13 protein-coding genes and 1 pseudogene are annotated in these 18,203 nt (G+C 69.8%); 5 read left to right on the top strand and 9 right to left on the bottom strand.

The features are described from left to right. Positions 1–3 precede the first annotated feature (3 nt). On the bottom strand, positions 4–3,681 hold the full coding sequence (locus ACWKZU_RS10800; protein ID WP_449282330.1) for a multifunctional oxoglutarate decarboxylase/oxoglutarate dehydrogenase thiamine pyrophosphate-binding subunit/dihydrolipoyllysine-residue succinyltransferase subunit: 3,678 nt from the start codon (positions 3,679–3,681) through the stop codon (positions 4–6). A 245-nt stretch (positions 3,682–3,926) separates the two neighbouring features. On the opposite strand from ACWKZU_RS10800, the gene ACWKZU_RS10795 reads away from it, so the two are divergent. Together ACWKZU_RS10795 and ACWKZU_RS10790 are read left to right on the top strand one after the other, a co-directional pair. Further along, positions 3,927–5,261, top strand: a complete 1,335-nt coding sequence (locus ACWKZU_RS10795; protein ID WP_449282329.1) for a hemolysin family protein — start codon at positions 3,927–3,929, stop codon at positions 5,259–5,261. Then, on the top strand, positions 5,258–6,304 hold the full coding sequence (locus tag ACWKZU_RS10790) for a hemolysin family protein (RefSeq protein WP_449282328.1): 1,047 nt from the start codon (positions 5,258–5,260) through the stop codon (positions 6,302–6,304). The genes ACWKZU_RS10795 and ACWKZU_RS10790 overlap by 4 nt, the downstream gene beginning before the upstream one ends. Positions 6,305–6,428: 124 nt before the next feature. Here ACWKZU_RS10790 and ACWKZU_RS10785 read toward each other — a convergent pair whose 3' ends face one another. From ACWKZU_RS10785 to ACWKZU_RS10775, 3 genes and pseudogenes are all read right to left on the bottom strand, one after another. Next, entirely contained in the window at positions 6,429–7,001 is a 573-nt protein-coding gene (locus tag ACWKZU_RS10785; RefSeq protein ID WP_449282327.1) for a hypothetical protein, read from the bottom strand. Positions 7,002–7,109: 108 nt separating this feature from the next. Beyond that, positions 7,110–8,719, bottom strand: a pseudogene (locus ACWKZU_RS10780) (SDR family oxidoreductase). Positions 8,720–8,789: 70 nt separating this feature from the next. Further along, on the bottom strand, positions 8,790–10,028 hold the full coding sequence (locus tag ACWKZU_RS10775; RefSeq protein WP_449282326.1) for a ferrochelatase: 1,239 nt from the start codon (positions 10,026–10,028) through the stop codon (positions 8,790–8,792). A gap of 89 nt (positions 10,029–10,117) precedes the next feature. Between ACWKZU_RS10775 and ACWKZU_RS10770 the strand changes: the two genes are divergently transcribed. Further along, positions 10,118–10,681, top strand: a complete 564-nt coding sequence (locus ACWKZU_RS10770) for a MarR family winged helix-turn-helix transcriptional regulator (protein ID WP_449282325.1) — start codon at positions 10,118–10,120, stop codon at positions 10,679–10,681. A gap of 90 nt (positions 10,682–10,771) precedes the next feature. Here the strand turns inward: ACWKZU_RS10770 and ACWKZU_RS10765 are convergent, their stop codons facing one another. Genes ACWKZU_RS10765 through ACWKZU_RS10750 form a run of 4 tightly spaced genes read right to left on the bottom strand, consistent with a single transcriptional unit; the run spans position 10,772 to position 15,467 of the window. After that, positions 10,772–12,067 carry an ABC transporter permease gene (locus ACWKZU_RS10765; RefSeq protein WP_449282324.1) on the bottom strand — a complete coding sequence of 432 codons (1,296 nt, stop codon included), beginning with the start codon at positions 12,065–12,067 and terminating at the stop codon, positions 10,772–10,774. Continuing rightward, positions 12,064–12,915 carry an ABC transporter ATP-binding protein gene (locus ACWKZU_RS10760; RefSeq protein ID WP_449282323.1) on the bottom strand — a complete coding sequence of 284 codons (852 nt, stop codon included), beginning with the start codon at positions 12,913–12,915 and terminating at the stop codon, positions 12,064–12,066. The genes ACWKZU_RS10765 and ACWKZU_RS10760 overlap by 4 nt, the downstream gene beginning before the upstream one ends. Further along, entirely contained in the window at positions 12,912–14,420 is a 1,509-nt protein-coding gene (locus ACWKZU_RS10755; RefSeq protein WP_449282322.1) for a hypothetical protein, read from the bottom strand. The genes ACWKZU_RS10760 and ACWKZU_RS10755 overlap by 4 nt, the downstream gene beginning before the upstream one ends. A 3-nt stretch (positions 14,421–14,423) precedes the next feature. After that, positions 14,424–15,467 carry a hypothetical protein gene (locus ACWKZU_RS10750; protein ID WP_449282321.1) on the bottom strand — a complete coding sequence of 348 codons (1,044 nt, stop codon included), beginning with the start codon at positions 15,465–15,467 and terminating at the stop codon, positions 14,424–14,426. Between the two features lie 293 nt (positions 15,468–15,760). Here ACWKZU_RS10750 and ACWKZU_RS10745 point away from each other — a divergent pair, with 293 nt between their 5' ends. Both ACWKZU_RS10745 and ACWKZU_RS10740 read left to right on the top strand, forming a co-directional pair. Continuing rightward, on the top strand, positions 15,761–16,357 hold the full coding sequence (locus ACWKZU_RS10745) for a polymorphic toxin type 35 domain-containing protein (protein ID WP_449282320.1): 597 nt from the start codon (positions 15,761–15,763) through the stop codon (positions 16,355–16,357). A 4-nt stretch (positions 16,358–16,361) separates the two neighbouring features. After that, positions 16,362–16,841, top strand: coding sequence for a hypothetical protein (locus ACWKZU_RS10740; RefSeq protein ID WP_449282319.1), 480 nt, complete (start codon positions 16,362–16,364; stop codon positions 16,839–16,841). Between the two features lie 14 nt (positions 16,842–16,855). On the opposite strand, the gene metX is transcribed toward ACWKZU_RS10740, so the two are convergent. After that, complete coding sequence (metX, locus tag ACWKZU_RS10735; RefSeq protein WP_449282318.1) at positions 16,856–18,061, bottom strand: homoserine O-acetyltransferase MetX; 1,206 nt, start codon at positions 18,059–18,061, stop codon at positions 16,856–16,858. Between the last annotated feature and the right edge of the window lie 142 nt (positions 18,062–18,203).

Here is an 18,203-nt window from a genome sequence, read left to right as displayed (position 1 = left end):
CGCCTACGCGTCGAACTGCAGCGCGCGGGCGAGGAGCGCCTCCTGCTCGACCGCGTGCACCTTCGCCGAACCCGTCGAGGGAGCGGCCGAGGCGGATCGGGAGATCACGCGGATGCGGTCGTTGGCCAGGTGCTTCGACAGCTCGAGCGAGATGAACGGCCAAGCGCCCTGGTTCTCGGGCTCGTCCTGCACCCACACCAGCTCCGCGCCGCTGTACTGCGTCAGCACGCGGCCCAGCTGCGGGCCGGGGATCGGGTAGTACTGCTCGACGCGCACGAGCGCGACGCGCGGATCCGGGCGCTTCTCGAGGGCCGTGCGCAGATCGTAGTAGATCTTGCCCGACACGAGGAGCACCCGCTCCACGGCCTGCTGATCCTCGATCCGCGGGTCGTCGAGCACCGGCTGGAAGGTGCCGCTCGTGAACTCCTCGACCGAGGAGGTCGCTCCGCGCAGGCGCAGCATCGACTTCGGGGTGAAGACGATGAGCGGCTTGCGGGGGCGGGCGTACGCCTGGCGGCGCAGCAGGTGGAAGTAGTTGGCCGGGGTCGACGGACGGGCGACGATCATGTTGTCCTCGGCGCACAGCTGCAGGTAGCGCTCGATGCGGGCGGAGGAGTGATCCGGGCCCTGGCCCTCGTAGCCGTGCGGCAGCAGCAGCACGACCGAGGACCGCTGGCCCCACTTCTGCTCGGCCGCGGCGATGTACTCGTCGATCACGGCCTGCGCGGTGTTCGCGAAGTCGCCGAACTGCGCCTCCCACAGCACGAGGGCGTCCTCGCGCTGCAGCGAGTAGCCGTACTCGAAGGCGAGGGCGGCGTACTCGGAGAGCAGCGAGTCGTAGATCCAGAACCGGGCCTGCTCGTCGGAGAGGTTGAGCAGCGGGATCCACTCCTGCCCGTTCTTGCGGTCGTGGAAGACCGCGTGGCGCTGCGCGAACGTTCCCCGGCGGGCGTCCTGCCCCACGAAGCGCACCGCGGTGCCCTCGATGAGCAGCGAGCCGAGTGCGAGCAGCTCGCCGAAGCCCCAGTCGATGCCGCCCTCGCGGCTCATCTCGACGCGCTTGTTGAGCAGCTGCTGCAGCTTCTGGTGCACGGTGAAGCCCTCGGGCTTGTTGCCGAAGGCGTCGCCGATGCGCTCGACCACGCTGCGGTCGACGGCGGTCTCGAGCGGGGCGGGGCCGGGGCCGCCCACCTCGCCGAGCTCGGCGATGCCGCTCGCGCCGACGATGGGGATCGAACCGGTCTGGGCGGCGTGCGTCTCCTGGAAGGCGAGCTCGAGGCGATCCTGGAAGTCCTGCTTCGCCTTCTCGTACTCCGCCTCGGTGATGTCGCCGCGGCCGACGAGCGCGCTCGTGTAGAGGCGGCGGGTGGAGCGCTTGGCCTCGATGAGGTCGGTCATGAGCGGCTGGGTCATCGAGGGATCGTCGCCCTCGTTGTGGCCGCGGCGGCGGTAGCAGACGAGGTCGATGATGACGTCGATGTGGAAGCGCTGGCGGAACTCGTAGGCGAGCTTGGCCACGCGCACCACCGATTCGGGATCGTCGCCGTTCACGTGGAAGATGGGCGCCTGCACCACCTTGCCGACCTCGGAGGAGTAGATGCCCGAGCGGGAATCCGTGGGGAGGGTGGTGAAGCCGACCTGGTTGTTGATGATGATGTGGATCGTGCCGCCCGTGCGGTAGCCGCGCAGCTGCGACATCTGCAGCGTCTCGTAGACGACGCCCTGGCCGGCCATCGCCGCGTCGCCGTGGACGAGGATCGGCAGGGTGGTGAAGGAGCCGATCGGCTTCAGGTCCTGCTTGGCGCGCACGATGCCCTCGAGCACGCCGTCGACGGTCTCGAGGTGCGAGGGGTTGGCGGCGAGGTGGATCGGCACCTGGGTGCCGTTGGGGGCGGTGAAGACGCCGGAGGTGCCGAGGTGGTACTTGACGTCGCCCGAACCGCCCTTCTGCGCCTGGGCGCCCTCGAACTCGCGGAAGATCTGGCCGTAGGTCTTGCCCGCGATGTTGGAGAGCACGTTGAGGCGGCCGCGGTGCGCCATGCCGATGTCGACGCTGTCCACCCCGTCCTCGGCCGCGTCGATGAGCATCGCGTCGAGCAGAGGGATGACCGACTCGCTGCCCTCGAGGCTGAAGCGCTTCTGCCCCACGTACTTGGTCTGCAGGAAGGTCTCGAAGGCCTCGGCCTCGTTGAGCTTCTCGAGGATGCGCATCTGGTCGTCGTGGCTCGGCTTGGCGTAGGGCACCTCGAGCTGCTCGCGCAGCCAGAGGCGCTGCGCCGGATCCTGGATGTGCATGTACTCGATGCCGATCTTGCGGCAGTACGAGTCGCGCAGCACGCCGAGGATGTCGCGCAGCTTCATCGTGCGCTTGCCCCCGATGCCGCCGGTCACGAACTCCCGGTCGAGGTCCCAGAAGGTGAGGCCGTGCGACTCGATCTCGAGGTCGGGGTGGGTGCGCTGGCGGTACTCGAGCGGGTCGACGTCGGCCATCATGTGGCCGCGCACGCGGAACGAGTTGATGAGCTCCTGCACGCGGGCCGTCTTGTCGACCGCGCCGGAGATGTCGACGTGGATGTCGGAGGCCCACTGCACGGGCTTGTAGGGGATGCGCAGCGCGGCGAAGATCTCCTCGTAGAAGCGGTGGCCGCCGGTCAGCCGCTCGTGCACGAGCTTCAGGAACTCGCCGGATCCGGCGCCCTGGATCACGCGGTGGTCGTAGGTGCTCGTGAGCGTGATGGTCTTGCCGATGCCCAGATTGGTGAGGACCTCCTGGGAGGCGCCCTGGAACTCCGCGGGGTACTCGAGCGCGCCCGCTCCGATGATGCAGCCCTGTCCCTGCATGAGGCGCGGCACCGAGTGCTCGGTGCCGATGCCGCCCGGGTTCGTGAGCGACAGCGTGGTTCCCTGGAAGTCGGCCGCGGAGAGCTTGTTGTCGCGGGTGCGCTTCACCAGGTCCTCGTAGGCCGCGAGGTACTCGTTGAAGTCGAGCGTCTCGGCGCGCTTGATCGAGGGGACCATGAGCGAGCGGGTGCCGTCGGGCTTGGGCACGTCGATCGCGATCCCGAGGCCGATGTGGGCGGGCGCGACGATCGAGGGCTTGCCGTCGACCTCGGCGTAGGCCACGTTCTGGCTGGGGAACTCCTTGAGCGACTGGATCAGCGCCCAGCCGATGAGGTGGGTGAACGAGACCTTGCCGCCGCGACTGCGGCGCAGGTGGTTGTTGATGACGATGCGGTTGTCGATCAGGAGCTTCGCCGGCACGGTGCGCACGCTGGTGGCGGTGGGGACAGTGAGGCTCTGGTCCATGTTCTTGGAGAGGGTGCGGGCCATGCCCTTGAGCGGGGTGACCGCGTCCTCCTGCGTCTCCGCGGCTTCGGCGCGGGGAGCGGTGCGCGGGGCGTCGGCGGGGATCGGCGTCTCGCGGGGGGCCGCGTTGGTGGTGCGGGCGGGCTGCGCCGGCGTGGTGATCGGGGTGGTGGAGGGTCCGGTGTTGACCGGGGGCTGCGGCGCGGCGGGGGGCTGGGCGGTGGTGCCGTACTTCTCCAGTACCGGCCACCAGGAGCGGTCCACCGAATTCCTGTCGACCTGGTACTGCTTCCACAGCTCGTCGACGAGCCACTCATTTGCACCGAAATCTTCTGCGGGACCAGCCTGTCCGGTGGTCTCCGTGCGCTCCGCCAAAGCGACGTCCTCTCGTTGTCATGCCGGGTGAGGCAAGGTGTAGTAGCCGAGGGTGAGGCTCCATAGCCGTACCGCAATCAAGCCTACGCCTTTCGGCCCGATCGTGCGGCCATACTCTCAGCAGAATCCGCAGTCTCTCCTGGTACAGTCTGTAAGCCTATGGACGCAGACTCTCGAAGACCGGCGGAGCCCCCGAGTACCGGCCGCGCTGAAGCGCGGCATCACGCATCCACCGGGAGTCGCCGGTGAACGACTGGATACTCCTGCTCATCGGCATCCTGCTGACGGCGGGCACCGGCATCTTCGTCGCCGCCGAGTTCTCGCTCGTGGCGCTCGACCGCCAGGATCTCGAGCGGCGCAGAGCCGCCGGCGAGCGCGGCCTCGACCGCGTGATCCGCGGTCTGTCGATCACCTCGACGCACCTGTCGAGCGCCCAGCTGGGCATCACGCTCACCACGCTGCTCGCGGGCTACACCCTCGAGCCCGCCATCAGCGGCTTCCTCGACGGCCCGCTCGGGGCGCTGGGCGTGCCCGAGGGGCTGCGTCGCGCCGTCAGCGCACCCGTCGCGGTCGCGCTCGCGACCGTCTTCTCCATGATCGTGGGCGAGCTCGTGCCCAAGAACTTCGCGCTCGCCAGGCCGCTCGCGACGGCGCGCCTGGTGATGCCGGCGCAGGGCGCGTTCACCGCGACGTTCAAGCCGGCGATCCTCGTGCTCAACGGCAGCGCCAACGGCATCCTGCGCGGGATCGGCATCGAGCCGAAGGAGGAGCTCTCGGGGGCCAGATCGGCCGAGGAGCTCTCCTCGCTCGTGCGGCACTCCGCGAGCGCCGGCCTGCTCGAGGCCGACACGGCGACGCTGCTCGACCGCACGCTGCGCTTCTCGGAGCTGACCGCGGCCGACGTGATGACGCCGCGCCTCAAGGTGGAGAGCCTGCAGCGGCTCGAACCCGCCACGGCCGTGCTCGAGCTGTCCGGCCGCACCGGATTCTCGCGCTTCCCCGTGATCGACGAGGATCGCGACGACGTGGTGGGGGTCGTGCACGTGAAGCAGGCGGTCGCCGTGCCCCGGGCCAGGCGCCCGGAGGTGCCGGTCGCCGCGCTCGCGGAGGAGCCGGTGCGCGTACCGGAGACCATGCGGCTCGACCAGCTGCTCGAGGAGCTGCGCTCCACCGGCTTCCAGCTGGCCATCGTGGTGGACGAGTACGGCGGCACCGCCGGCATCGTCACCCTCGAGGACCTCGTCGAGGAGATCGTGGGCGAGGTCGCCGACGAGCACGATCGCGCCGCGGCCGGCGTGGTCGGCACGGCCGACGAGATGACCTTCCCCGCCGACCTGCGACCCGACGAGGTGCTCGACCAGACCGGCATCGGCATCCCCGACAGCGACGAGTACGACACGGTCGCCGGCTTCGTGCTGCGCGAGCTCGGGCGCATCCCCGAGCCGGGCGACGAGGTGACGCTCCCCGACGGCGGCACCCTGCGCGTCGAGCGCATGGACGGGCGCCGCATCGCGCGGCTGCGCTACACGAGCGTGCCGCTGCCGGAGGGTGCGGGCGACGACGGGGAGGACGGACGATGAACGACTGGATGGGCATCGTCTGGCTCGTGGTGCTGCTCGTGATCAACGCGTTCTTCGTGGGCGCGGAGTTCGCGGTGATCTCCGCCCGGCGCTCCCAGATCGAGCCGAGGGCCGAGGCCGGGTCGAAGCGCGCGAAGACCGCGCTCTACGCGATGGAGCACGCCACGCTCATGCTCGCGACCAGCCAGCTGGGCATCACCGTGTGCTCGCTGCTGATCCTCAACGTCTCGGAGCCCGCGATCCACCACCTGCTGGAGGGACCGCTCGCCTGGACGGGGCTCGCGCCCGAGGCGGTGAGCATCACCGCCTTCGTGCTGACCCTGCTGGGCGTCTCCTACCTCCACGTGGTGTTCGGCGAGATGGTGCCGAAGAACGCCGCGTTCTCGATGCCGGATCAGGCCGTGCTGCTGCTCGCGCCCCCGCTCGTCGCGGTGTCGCGCCTGCTGCGCCACGTGATCGCCGCGCTCAACGCCACCGCGAACGGGGTGCTGCGCCTCTTCGGCGTCGAGCCGAAGTCGGAGACGAACAGCACGTACACGCTCGAGGAGGTCGCGAGCATCGTGAGCCACTCGACGCGCGAGGGCGTGCTCGAGGATCGCAGCGGCGCGCTCACCGCGGCGTTCGAGTTCACCACGAAGCGGGCCGAGGATCTGCTCGTGCCGCTCGACCGGCTCGTGGTGCTGCCCGCGGGATCGACTCCGGGCGACGTGGAGGCCGCGGTCGCGCGTCACGGGTTCTCCCGGTACCCGATCGCCGGGGCCGACGGCGAGCTCGACGGCTACGTGCACATCAAGGATCTCGTGCGGCTGGGGGAGGACCGGATCGCCGAGCCCATCCCGCCGAAGCGCATCCGCGAGATGGTGTCGGTCCACGCCGCCACCGAGCTGGAGGACGTGCTCGCGCGCATGCAGGCGCGCGGGATCCACCTCGCCCGCATCCACGACTCGGAGGGCGCAGAGCTGGGTGTCGTGTTCCTCGAGGACGTGATCGAGGAGCTCGTCGGCGAGATCCACGACGCGACGAAGCGGCAGCGCTACGAGTAGGCGGCCGCCCTCCCGCTGATCGCGCGGAGCGCAGCGAGATCGAAATCGAGGATCTCGGGTTCCGCCTCGCTCCGCCTCGCTCCGCTCGCTCAATCGGCGGGTCGGAGACGGCGCAGGTTCGCCGTCAGCGGGCGACGAGCACGAGGTGCGCCGAGATCTCGTCGATCGGGAGCTCGCCGCTGGCGATGAGCGGGTTGTCCGGGATGCTGAGGGTGACGTCGAACTCGGCGGCGTCCTTGCTCAGCGCCGTCGGGGTGAGGCGCACGCTCGTGCCGTTGCGCACCGAACCGTTCACGGAGAGCGTGCCGGTCACCGTCACGGTGCCGACCTCGCTGTTCGCGCGGCGCAGCGCCGTCGGCTCGGTGAGGACGAATTCGGCTTCGGGCAGGCCCTCGGCGCTCACCTCGTACTGCGCCTCGGTGATCACGCCGTCGCTGAGCACGATGTAGCCGGAGGAGGAGACCCGGTCGTCGAGCAGGGTCTGCAGCACCGGGTTGTCGGCCGGAGTCAGCAGCCGGGTGTCGGCGATGTCGTAGATGCGGGTCGCCGGCACCTCGAGCAGGTCGGAATCGACGGCCGCGCGCAGTTCGGCGGCCTGCACGCCCGCACTCGGAACGGCTGCGCAGCCGATAAGGCACAGCGGCAGCGCGGCCGATACGGTCGCGACGAACCCGATGGTTCGCGCGGAGCGACTCACCCGCACCACTGTCACAGTCCTGATCCCGATCCTTCGCATTCGATGTACCCGCTGAGACTACGCCCCGAAGGTGAGAGGCGGCCCAACGTCCCGATGCGTCCGCTCGTATCAGGACGCGGTCGGCGGCGGCGCCTCGGGATCCTCCCGGGATCCGCGCGCCGAGCGCGCCTCCGAGGTCGTGACGATGCGGTTGACCATGCCGCTGAAGATCAGGCCGTGGAAGGGCAGCATCGAGAGCCAGTACAGCCGTCCTCCGAGCCCGCGGGGGAAGAACACGGCTCGCTGCCGGTAGGTGGAGCCCGAGCCCGCCGGATCGACGCCCAGTTCGAGCCACGCCTCCCCGGGGACGCGCATCTCGGCGCGCAGTCTCAGCAGGCGCCCCGGCACGAGCAGCTCGACCCGCCACACATCGAGCGCGTCGCCCTCGGCCAATCGCTCCCGCGAGCGTCTGCCGCGCTGCAGTCCCACTCCGCCGAGCACGCGATCGAGGAGGCCGCGCAGCGCCCAGAGCGCCGGGGCGGAGTACCATCCGGTCGCGCCGCCGATCTGCGAGATCGACCTCCAGACGTCGGCCGGATCCGCCGCGGAGGTCTTCTGCCGCGCATCGACGAACACGGTTCTGCCCGCCCACTCGGGGTCGCTCGGCATCGGATCGCTCGGTGCGCTCGGCATCCGGGTGTCCACCCAGCTGGTCTCGACCTCGTCCAGCTCGATGCGCCCCAGCGCGAGGCGCACCGCGCGACGATACCCGGTGAGCCCGTCGGGCGGCGGGGGGATCCAGTCGTCGATATCGCGGCTGATCATCACGCAGTCGTGCTGCAGCGACTCCACCAGCGGACGCGCGATCTGGCGCGGCACGGGCGTCACGAGGCCCACCCAGTGCGAGGCGAGCTTCGGCGTCAGCACGGGCAGTGCACTGATCCGCCGCTGCGGGAGCCCGGCTTCGACCGCATAGCCGTTCATCATCTGCCCGTATCGCAGCACGTCGGGACCCCCGATGTCCAGTGCGGCGTTCAGCTCGGCGTCGACGCGCGGCGCGGCGAGCAGATAGTGCAGCACATCTCGGATCGCGATCGGCTGGATGAAGTTGCGCACCCATCGCGGGGCGGGCATGACCGGCAGCACCTCGGTCAGGTGGCGCACCATCTCGAACGATGCCGAGCCGGACCCGATGATCACCCCCGCCTGCAGCACCAGGGCCGGGGTGCGGGCGCGCAGGAGGATCTCGCCGACCTCCTGCCGGGAGGCGAGATGGGCCGACAGCCGCTCGCCCTCGGGATGCAGGCCGCCGAGGTAGACGATCCTCCTCGCACCGTGCGCATCCGCGGCGCTCGCCACGTTTCCGGCGATCCGGCGATCGGCCTCCGCGAAGCGCTTGCCCGCCGACATCGAATGCAGCAGGTGATACACGAAGTCGGCCCCCGAGACCGCGGCGTCCACCACCTCACGATCCGTCGCGTCGCCGACGACGAGGTCGACCTGCTCCGCCCAGGGAGCCGACGACACCCGTGCCGGGGAGCGCGCGAGCACTCGCAGCCGATAGCCGCCCGCGAGGAGTCTCGGGATCAACCGGCCCCGACATACCCCGTTCCTCCGAGCACCAGCGCCAGCGGTGCCTCCCCGTCGGGGTTCGGCCGGGCGCGGAGGGAGTCCTCGGAACCCGCGGGGGTCCCGATGGCCGCGGAACCCGCGTGCGATGCTCCATCTCGATCGATCATGCGATGCACCGCCTCTCATTCGCGTTTGTACTCGAGCGCCGCGCAGGATCCCCCGCCTGCGCGAACGCCGCTAGGGGGCGATTCCCGCGATGGCCGGGCGGGGGATGGCGCCGCCCTTCGCGCAGCATCCGGGCCGGCACACGTCGAACCAGGGGCCGATCCCGGTGACGTTCGCGCGTCGCCCCACGGGCCTGCCGACGACGCGTTCCTCGACCAGGTCGACGAGCGCGTCGACGAATACCGGGTCCGTGCCGGGGGTGGGGATGCGGCGCACCCACAGACCCGCTCGCTCGGCGGTCTCGCGCGCCTCGCGATCGAGGTCCCACAGCACCTCGAGGTGGTCGCTCACGAAGCCGACCGGAACGATCAGCACCGCGGTGCGATCCTCCAGCGCCTCGACGGCGTCGTTGATGTCGGGCTCCAACCACGGCGTCGTGGGCGCGCCCGAGCGCGACTGGTAGACGAGCTGCCAGGCCACGCCGGGGGCCGCTTCCGACATCACCCGTTCGGCGACGGCGCGGTGCTGGGCGGCATAGGCGCCGCCGTCGACCCCGTCGAAGAGTCCGGCCCCCGAGAGCCGCGCATCGGCCGTGGGGATGCTGTGGGTCGAGAAGAGGACCTCGATCCGCGAACGCTCGTGCCCCGCGCGCTCCGCGGCGCGCAGCGCATCGGCGAGCCCGTCGACGAACGGCTGCACGAATCCAGGATGCGAGAAGAACTGGCGCACCTTGTCGATCTGCAGGGTGCCCTGCAGCCCGGCGGACTCGAGGGCGTCCGCCCAGTCCTCGCGATACTGGCGGCACGACGAGTACGAGGAGTAGGCGCTCGTCGGAATCGCGAGCATGCGGCGCACCCCGTCCTGGGCGGCCTGCGCCAGCACGTCGTCGAGGTAGGGCGCCCAGTTGCGGTTCCCCCAGTAGACGGGCACATCGATCCCCGCTGCGGCGAGGGCCTCCTCGAGCGCGGCGCGCAGCCGCCGGTTCTGCTCGTTGATCGGGCTCACGCCTCCGAAGGCGCGATAGTGGTGGGCGACGTCCTCCAACCGCTCGTCCGGTATCCCGCGTCCGCGAGTGACGTTGCGCAGGAAGGGCATGACGTCGTCGGGACCCTCGGGCCCGCCGAAACCCGACAGGAGGACCGCGTCGTAGGAGACGGGCTGCTCCACGTGGGGCGGGCCCGCCTGCGCGGCGGGTGTCGCGGAGGCCACCAGCGCACCGGGAGCGAGGTGGACGCCCGTCGCCTGGTCCGGCTTGGTCTCGCGCCGCGCGGCTGCGGCGGTCGTGGGCTTCATCGAGGTCGAAGGGGTCATCGTCATCTCCAGTCGTGCGGGCCGTGCGGAGTGTTATTTCTTTAGCCAAGCTAAAAGTAAACCTAGCATAAGACATATATACTGGAGACATGAGCATTCGCAGCGAATCCGACGCGGCCGCTCGGCGCGACTCGCTCGACCCGTCTCTCCTCGACACCGACCGGCTGCACCCCAGCGATGCGGCGCAGTCGTTCGCGGTGATGGAAGCGCTCGGCGAGTGGCAGGAGGCCTGGCGCGCGCTGGCGAAGCTCTCCGCCCAGTACATGCGCTTGAACGAGACCGACATGCGGGCGATCCGCATGATCATGGGCGCTCAGCGCCGGGGCGAGGCGGTGACGCCCAAGGACATCGCCCGCGCCGTCGACATCTCGCCGGCGTCGACCACCAAGCTCATCGACCGTCTGGTCGCAGCGGGGCATCTCACCCGCTCCGCCCATCCGACCGACCGGCGCACGACGCTCATCAGAGTCACCGAGTCGACGCGCAGAACGGCCCGCGACACGATCGGCCGCCAGCATGCGCGACGCTTCGCCGTGGCGGCGGCGATGACCCCCGAGGAGCGGGAGACGGTGATCGGGTTCTTCAAGGAGCTCGTCGTCGCCGATCAGCCCCAGGCGGACCTCCTGGAGGCCGAAGCGGCGACTCGCGAGTAGCCGCGAGTCGCCGACGCGGGTCACGAGCAGTCCGGCCGGCGGGGCGGCGCCTCCCGCGCTTCGCCCGGGACGGCCGGGCAGCCGGACTCCTCAGGCGTCGCGCAGCGCGTCGACCGGCTCGATCCGGGCCGCCTTCACGGCGGGATAGCCTCCCGCGGCCAGGCCCACCACCGCGCCGACCACCACGCCGAGCGGCGCGGCCCAGGGGGCGATCACGGGGGTCCACTGCTGGACCAGGCACACCGCGATCAGCGCGAAGAGCCCCACGGCCACCCCGATGAGGCCGCCCAGCACGCCCGTCGTGAGCGATTCGAGGATGAACTGGCGTGCGATGTCCCGGGTGCGGGCGCCCAGGGCGCGCCTCAGCCCGATCTCGCCGCGTCGCTCGGACACGGAGAGCAGGGTGACGTTGGCGATGCCGATGCCGCCGCCGATCAGCGCCACGACGCCGATCGCGAGGAAGAGCACGTTGATGTCGGCCTCCACGTTCGACTGCAGCTCGTTCGTGCTGCTGGGCGCCGCCACCTTGAAGGAGTCGGGGTCGTTCGGGTCGAGTGCGAGCGGGGCCTGCCGCGCGACCACCGAGCCCGCGCCGATGTCGATGCGCAGGTCGAGGCTGTCGGCCGCGGTGAGCCCGAGACCGGCGCGAGCCGTGCTCACGGGCACGATCACGGAGTCGAGCAGCCCGCTGCGCGTGCCCACCTCCCCGAGAATGCCGATGACCGTGTACGCGCGGTCTCCGATGAACACCGCGGGCTGTCCCGTGACCCGGTTGATCCCGAGCTGCTCGGCGGCGGCCGCTCCGAGCACCGCCACACGATCCCGCCGCTCCTCGTGCCCCGCGTCGTAGAAGCGGCCCGTCTGCACCGAACCGCGCACCACGTCCAGCAGCTCCGGCGAGGCGGCGATCACGGGCGGCGAGCTCCGCTGCGCGGCCGAGGGATCCTGCACCTGCACGGCGTCCACCCGCGGAGCGCTCGGCACCTTCGCGTAGAGCGCCGCCCGCTCCACCCCGGCGAGGGTCTCCGTGCGCTCCACCGCGTCCCACGGGATGCGGGAGGTGGCGCGGTCCTTGCCGCCCGGCGTGCTCGTGGAGCCCGGCTCGACGGTGACCCGGGTCGCCGCGAGCACGTCGAACTGCTGGGCGATCTGGCCCGCCGCGGTCTGGGCGAATCCGATCGTCGCGACCAGCGAGGCGATCCCGAGCACGGTGCCGATCAGGGTGATCACGAGCCGCGACGGCCGCGCACCGACCCCCTCCAGCGACTCGTGCACCAGATCGCGCAGGGAGATCGCGAGCTGCCGAGGGCGGCCGAGGCCGCGCAGTCGCCCGCGGTGCACCCGCGCCTCCGACGTCCCCTCCCGGTCGCGGAGCCCGCGCTTCACGCCAGCTCCGAGAGTTCGCCGTCGTGCATGCGCACGCGCCGTCCGGCCGACGCCGCGACGGCCTCGTCGTGTGTGATCATCACGATCGTGAGTCCGTCGGCGCCCAGCTCGTCGAAGAGGCGCATGATCGAAGCGGAGTTCTCGCGGTCGAGATTGCCGGTGGGCTCGTCGGCCAGCAGCAGTCTCGGCGACGTGCAGACCGCGCGTGCGATGGCGACGCGCTGGCGCTCGCCGCCGGAGAGCGTCGCGGGGGAGAAGTCGACGCGGTGCGAGAGGCCGACCCGCTCGAGCGCCGCGCGAGCCAGCGGTTCCCGCTGCTCATGCCCCAGGCCGGCGTAGGTGCCCGCGAGCATCACGTTCTCGAGCACGGTGCGCGTGGGGAGCAGATGGAACGACTGGAACACGAAGCCGATCGCCCGGCTGCGCAGGGCGGCGCGCTCGTCGTCGCCGAGGCGCGAGACGTCGACGCCCTCGAAGAGGAAGCGCCCCGTGCTGGGCCGATCGAGCAGGCCGAGGGTGTTGAGCATGGTCGATTTGCCCGAACCCGAGGGGCCGACGATGGCCAGGTAGTCGCCGCGCTCGACCGTGAGGTCGACCCCGCGCAGCGCGTTGACCGGCGGCGGCCCCGGGAAGAACCGGGTGACGTCGTCGAGCCGGATGACGGGGCCGGAGTAGTCGGGATCACCGGCGGGAGCCGAGCCTCCCGCGCGCGCGGCTCGCGCACGGGCGCGAGCCCGGCGCCGCGCCTCGCGCACCACCCGGCGGTCCGCGGCGCGCGGCCGGGGCTCGGCCTCGGTGTCCGGGAAGGGATCCTCGGCACCCGCCAGCAGCTCGTCGATACCGCTCACCGGCCGACCACGACTTTCGCTCCCGCGGCGACCCGCGGATCCTCGGAGGTGATCTCCACGAAGCCGTCTGCGGCGAGCCCGGCCTCGACCGGGACGATCTCGGTCTCGGCGTCCGCGCCGTTCTTGACGTCGATCAGCAGTTCCACACGATCCTCGCCACCGGACCCGGCGGACAGTGCGGCGATGGGCACCGCGAGCACCTCGCCGTCGGTCGATGCGATGGGGATGCGCAGGCGCACGTTCGTGCCGCGGAGCACGTCGATCTGCTCGGGGGTGAGCTCCCCCGGGGAGAGCGTCACGGTGTAGCGGTCTCCACCGCCCTGACCGCCGCCCTCACCGCTCTCGTCGTTCTCCCCGTCGGAGCCGCCGCCGGATCGGGGCGCGGTGATCTTCTCCACGGTGGCGCTGAGCTCGTCGCCGTCGGGTCCGGGGTAGAACGCCTCGTCCCCCTCGCTCAGCAGATCGGCGTCCTGCTTCGAGAAGGTGCCGGTGATGGTGAGGGCCGCCCCGGAGACGCTCATGGGCGAGCCCGAGAGGATGTCGCCGCGGGTCACCGAGACGTCGTCGACACGGCGCGGCAGATCGCTGAGGAAGAGCACCTCGCTCGACGGGAGCCGCGGCAGCACGCCCTCCTGAGCGGTGACGAGCGTCTCCTGCGCGTCCGAGAGCGCCTCCCACGCCGAGTTCACCGCGGCCTGCTCGCCGATCACGTTCCTGGCCCCGCCGTCCACGGCCTCCTGCAGCTCGGCCTGCGCCTGCGCGACCGAGGTGTTGGCGTCGCGCACCGCCCGTTCGGCGTCGCGCAGTGCGAGCTGAGCCTCGGCGCCGCCGTTCGCCGCCTCGTACCCGGTCTGCTCGTAGAGCGCGCCGAGGGCGGTGGCGGTGTCGTACTCGAACAGATCCGATCCCGGGTCCCCGGCCGCATAACCCATGGCGTTCAGCGCCTCTTTGAGCTGCACCACGTCGGGACCGCGCATGCCCACGTTCAGCGAGCGATACGCGGGAAGCGTGCCCGGCAGCACGATGACGGGACGTCCGGCCAGTTCGAGCGCGACGTTCCCGGCCTTGAACACCGTGCCGATCTCGGGCACGTGCCCCGTGACGACGGGACGGTCCTCGCCGCCCGCGGCGTCGATCTCCACGTCGACCGCGTCGGCGTAGGTGACCTCGCCGCGCGCCACGATGGTGTTCTCGATCACGCGCTCCTCGACGGGGGCGGTGACCGGGCCGGGTTCCGGCGGTGCGGTGCGCGCCGCGATCTCGGCCGGCGACACCACGAACTGCATCACCGCGATGCCGGCGAGCAGCGACACCACGGCCACGCCCGCGATCAGGGCCACGAGGCGGGTGCCCGACCAACTGCGCTTCGCCTTCCGGATCCCGGGATCGGCGGTCGCCGTCCCGGGCGCTCCGAGTTCGGCCGGCGCCGGTTCCTGCGCCGCGGGATCCTGCCCTGCCGGGTCCTGCTCCGCGTTCCCTCGGCGCCCTCGCCTCAGCGACGCCACCGGCTACTGCTTCTTCTCGACGCCGTGCTTGGCGACCAGGGCGTCCAGCTCGGCCCGGTGCTCGTCGACGAACTTCTGCTCGAGGTCGAACTGGATCTCGAGGAGCTCGTCCTCGTAGGCGAGCTTCTTCTTGCAGTCTCGATCGGTCAGCGCCACCTCGATCTCGCGCTCCTGGAACTTCTTCTTGTCGGCCGCGCTCGGCTCCTGCCACTCGCCCTCTTCGCCGTCGGGCATCTGCAGTTCGTAGTACTCGTCGCTCAGCGTCTGCTGCGCCAGCATGGGGGAGGAGAAGCCGTCGTAGCCGGCATCGGCCATGCATTCCGCCCACTCGCGGTTGAGCGCGATCACGTCGTCGTTCTGGCTCTCGTCGCTCCAGGTGGCCTCGTAGAGCTCATTGGTGGCCTCGAAGAGCTCCGCGAACTCGGGATCCTCGTACGCGGCCATGCCGCCGTTGCTCTCGGTCTGCACCTGGTGCTGCGCCGAGCCGTAGCAGCCGCTCGTCGTCCAGTCCCACTCGTAGCCGCCGTCCTCGTCCTCCATCGCGGCGATCTCCTCGTCGGTGGGGCCCGGGCCGTTCAGCGCCTCGTAGTAGGCCTGCTGCTCCGACTCGCTGAGCGACTCGACGTAGTCCTGGTTGGGGTCGACGTACTCTTCGCCGGTGTCCTCGGGCATGTCGTCCATGCCCGGCCAGTTCACGATTCCGTAGCCGTACTGCTCGACGAACTCCTCCGAGTTCCAGTCGATCTCGTCGCTCTCGGAGCTGTAGACGGTCCCGCCGTTCTGCACGTCCGGAACGTACTCGAAGCCCTCCTCGCTCATGCACTCGGCGACGAGCTCCTCGGTCTGCTTCGTCTCGGCGTCCAGCTTCTCCTGCGTGTACTCCTCGCCGTCCCAGAGCGCCGACAGGTACTTCCCGAGCGGCCCGTCCTCCGCGGTGGCCTCGGCTCCGGTCTTGCCGTCGCCCGAGCATCCGGTCAGCGCCAGCGTCGCGGTGGCGAGCAGGGCCAGTGCGGTGGTGGAAGCGCGCAGCGGGATCGAACGGGGCATGGGCGGAACCTCGATTCTGGGGTGGGTACGGGGCCGGTCCATGGCACCTCTGGGCAAGTTATCACATAGGTGTCGATTAGGGAGGCTGATCTTGGACAGTTTGCTGAATTCTCCGCGATATGTCCCCTGTTTGGGGGACATATCGCTTGGTGATGTTGTTGCTTCGGGAGAGTGACTAGTACATCTGGTGATGTTGTTCATTGAGATTGCTTTATGCAGTTTTGAGCCCCTCCTCAGCTTGGAAATCATTTCTTGTTATGTTCTCAAAACCTGTAAATATGCGAAGCCTTCAGGTGACTCTCGCCGTGCTCTTGGCATCGTTGCTTGTGCTGTCTGGCGGATCGCCGCTAGCGGTGGAGTTCGTGTCCGCTGAAGCGAGTCAGGAACGAGGGCCGCTAGGGCTCTCAGCGACGCGAGGAGGTGAGCTTCCTGAGGCGGATGAGGGAAGGTCTACGCTTGTCTATCTGGAGCGCGAGAGTGCTGATGGTGCGTCCGATAGCTCTGCGATGCCTCTGCTCGCGATCCGTCCTACTGCGCCGCTGGCCTTCTGGGTGATTATCAGAGAGCTGGTCAAAAAGGGCATTAAATATGTCTCAACTAAGGTTAAGCAAACGAAAGTGCACTCGGAGGCGAAAACATACTTAACTAAGAAACTCGACGTAAATAAGTGGAACCATATTCTCAACCCCAAACACAAATGGCCTTCGGTTGGAGCGACCTCCAAAGGTAAGGTGGCCGATCTGATGGCGCGGGCTATGGCCTATGGGAAACACCTTCCATATAAGAATGGCAAGAGTGCGTGGCAAGCTCAGTGGATATATCGGGGGAAGACCATTGTCGTGACGTATTCGAAGACGACGGGAAAAATCAGCAATGGATGGGTCAGGTAGGGCAGTGCTTCCACCAGCGATCACGGGTGGTCGTCTCGAGGAAGCGATCGGGATCGCATCGCATCTTTCGATCTCCGATGTGGTGGTGATGCTCCGCGAAGATGTGATGCCGGTGGATGAGCGAGCGTGTGATGCCTTCATCGAGCGCTGGCTCGAGACCCTGCCTCCTATCGAACGACTCTCGGCGGCGATCGAGACTTCGGAGTTCTATCTGCTGGATCTGGTCTGGTTGCCGCATGCCGAGGACCGGAGCGTCGAGCGCGTGTTGAGCGCAGCTGCCGAAGCGCTCGGGCAACTCGGGAAGGAGTTCGGCTCGTATCCTCTGATCGCGGAGAGCCCGGACGCGAGCTTCGATGGCGCATTCGCTGAGAACTACAGGAGGATCGCGGAGGACGACCTCGTCGGACTGGTGCGAACGCTCGCGCGAGATGCGTCCGCGCTGCGGCACTCGATCGAGAGCGAGAGCAGCTCAGGCCCGGGTTGAGCGGATGGACCCGATCAGACCGCCAGCAGCCGGGTGAGCTGTGCGCCGACCTTCTCGAACTCGATGAGGAAGGCGTCGTGCCCGAAGGGGGAGTCGATGCGGGTGGCGCGATCCCCGTCGAGACTGCCCGGGGTGTGGCGGGCGATCTCGTCCTGCCCCTCGAGGGTGAAGAGGCGATCGCTCGGGATGCCGAGCACCAGCGTGGGCAGTTCGAGGGTCGAGAGCGCGGCGCGCACCCCGCCTCGCCCCCGGCCGACGTCGTGGGAGTTCATCGCCTGCACCAGCGTCACGTAGCTGCCCGCGTCGAAGCGGCGCGTGAACTTGTTGCCGTGGAAGTCGAGGTACGACTCCACGGCGAAGCGTCCGCCGCCGCCGAGCGGGCTGACCGCCGACTGCCAGGAGCGGCCGAAGCGGTCGTCGAGCTCGGTGTTGCTGCGGTAGTTGAGCAGGGCGAGGCGCCGGGCCGTCGCGAGACCGTGGTGCGGGCCGATGCCGTCGGGCGCGTCGTAGTAGTTGCCGCCCCGGTACGAGGGGTCGGAGCGGATCGCCTCCAACTGCACGAGGTTGAGCCCGATCTGGTCCGCCGTCGTCACCGGAGGCGCGGCGATCACCGCGAGGCGGGCCGCGCGGTCCTGGTGCGAGATGCTCCACTCGAGGGCGTGCATGCCCCCCATCGATCCGCCGATCACCGCCTGGAAGCGCTCGATCCCGATCTCATCGGCGAAGCGCGCCGTCGCGGCCACCTGATCGCGGATCGTGAGGTACGGGAAGCGGCCTCCCCATTCCCGGCCCGTCGGGTCGAGGGAGCCCGGTCCGGTCGACCCCTGACAGCCGCCCAGCACGTTGGGCGCGACGATGCAGTAGCGGTCCGTGTCGAGCGGCCGCCCCGGGCCGACGATCTCCGACCACCATCCGTCGGTGGGGTGCCCGGGCCCCGCGGAGCCGACGAGGTGGCTGTCGCCGGTGAGCGCGTGGAAGACGAGGATCGCGTTGTCCCGGCGCTCGTTCAGCTCCCCGAAGGTCTCGTAGGCGATGCGCGCGTTCGGGATCTCGACGCCCGCCTCGGTGGTGACCGCGCCGATCGAGACGAACTCGCGCTCGCCCACCGGGTCTCCGTCGCGCCAGCCGCCCGAGATCGGCGGCCGCCCCATGAGCGCGCGCAGCTGCGCATCCGTGATGAAGTCGGTGGGGAACGAGTCCTCGGGGGTCTGCCAGTCCATAGCTCTCCATTCTGCCCGGGCTGCGAGCGGCGCGGGTGAATGTTACGGGTGTCTCGGAACCGGGGTGCATCCTGCCGAGGGGTCCTCGCGCACGAGGCGACGCCGACCCCGGAGTTCCGTGGCCCACGGGCGAGTGGGTAGG

The sequence above is a fragment of the Leucobacter sp. genome (assembly GCF_053528595.1).
The sequence above is the reverse complement of the archived record's forward strand: the minus strand, read 5'-3'. Positions and strand labels throughout refer to the sequence as shown.

Coding starts and splice junctions, on each gene's coding strand:
- ACWKZU_RS10790 (WP_449282328.1), top strand. CDS start 5,258: ATGAACGACTGGATGGGCATCGTCTGGCTCGTGGTGCTGCTCGTGATC.
- ACWKZU_RS10775 (WP_449282326.1), bottom strand. CDS start 10,028: ATGACCCCTTCGACCTCGATGAAGCCCACGACCGCCGCAGCCGCGCGG.
- ACWKZU_RS10770 (WP_449282325.1), top strand. CDS start 10,118: ATGAGCATTCGCAGCGAATCCGACGCGGCCGCTCGGCGCGACTCGCTC.
- ACWKZU_RS10750 (WP_449282321.1), bottom strand. CDS start 15,467: ATGCCCCGTTCGATCCCGCTGCGCGCTTCCACCACCGCACTGGCCCTG.
- metX (WP_449282318.1), bottom strand. CDS start 18,061: ATGGACTGGCAGACCCCCGAGGACTCGTTCCCCACCGACTTCATCACG.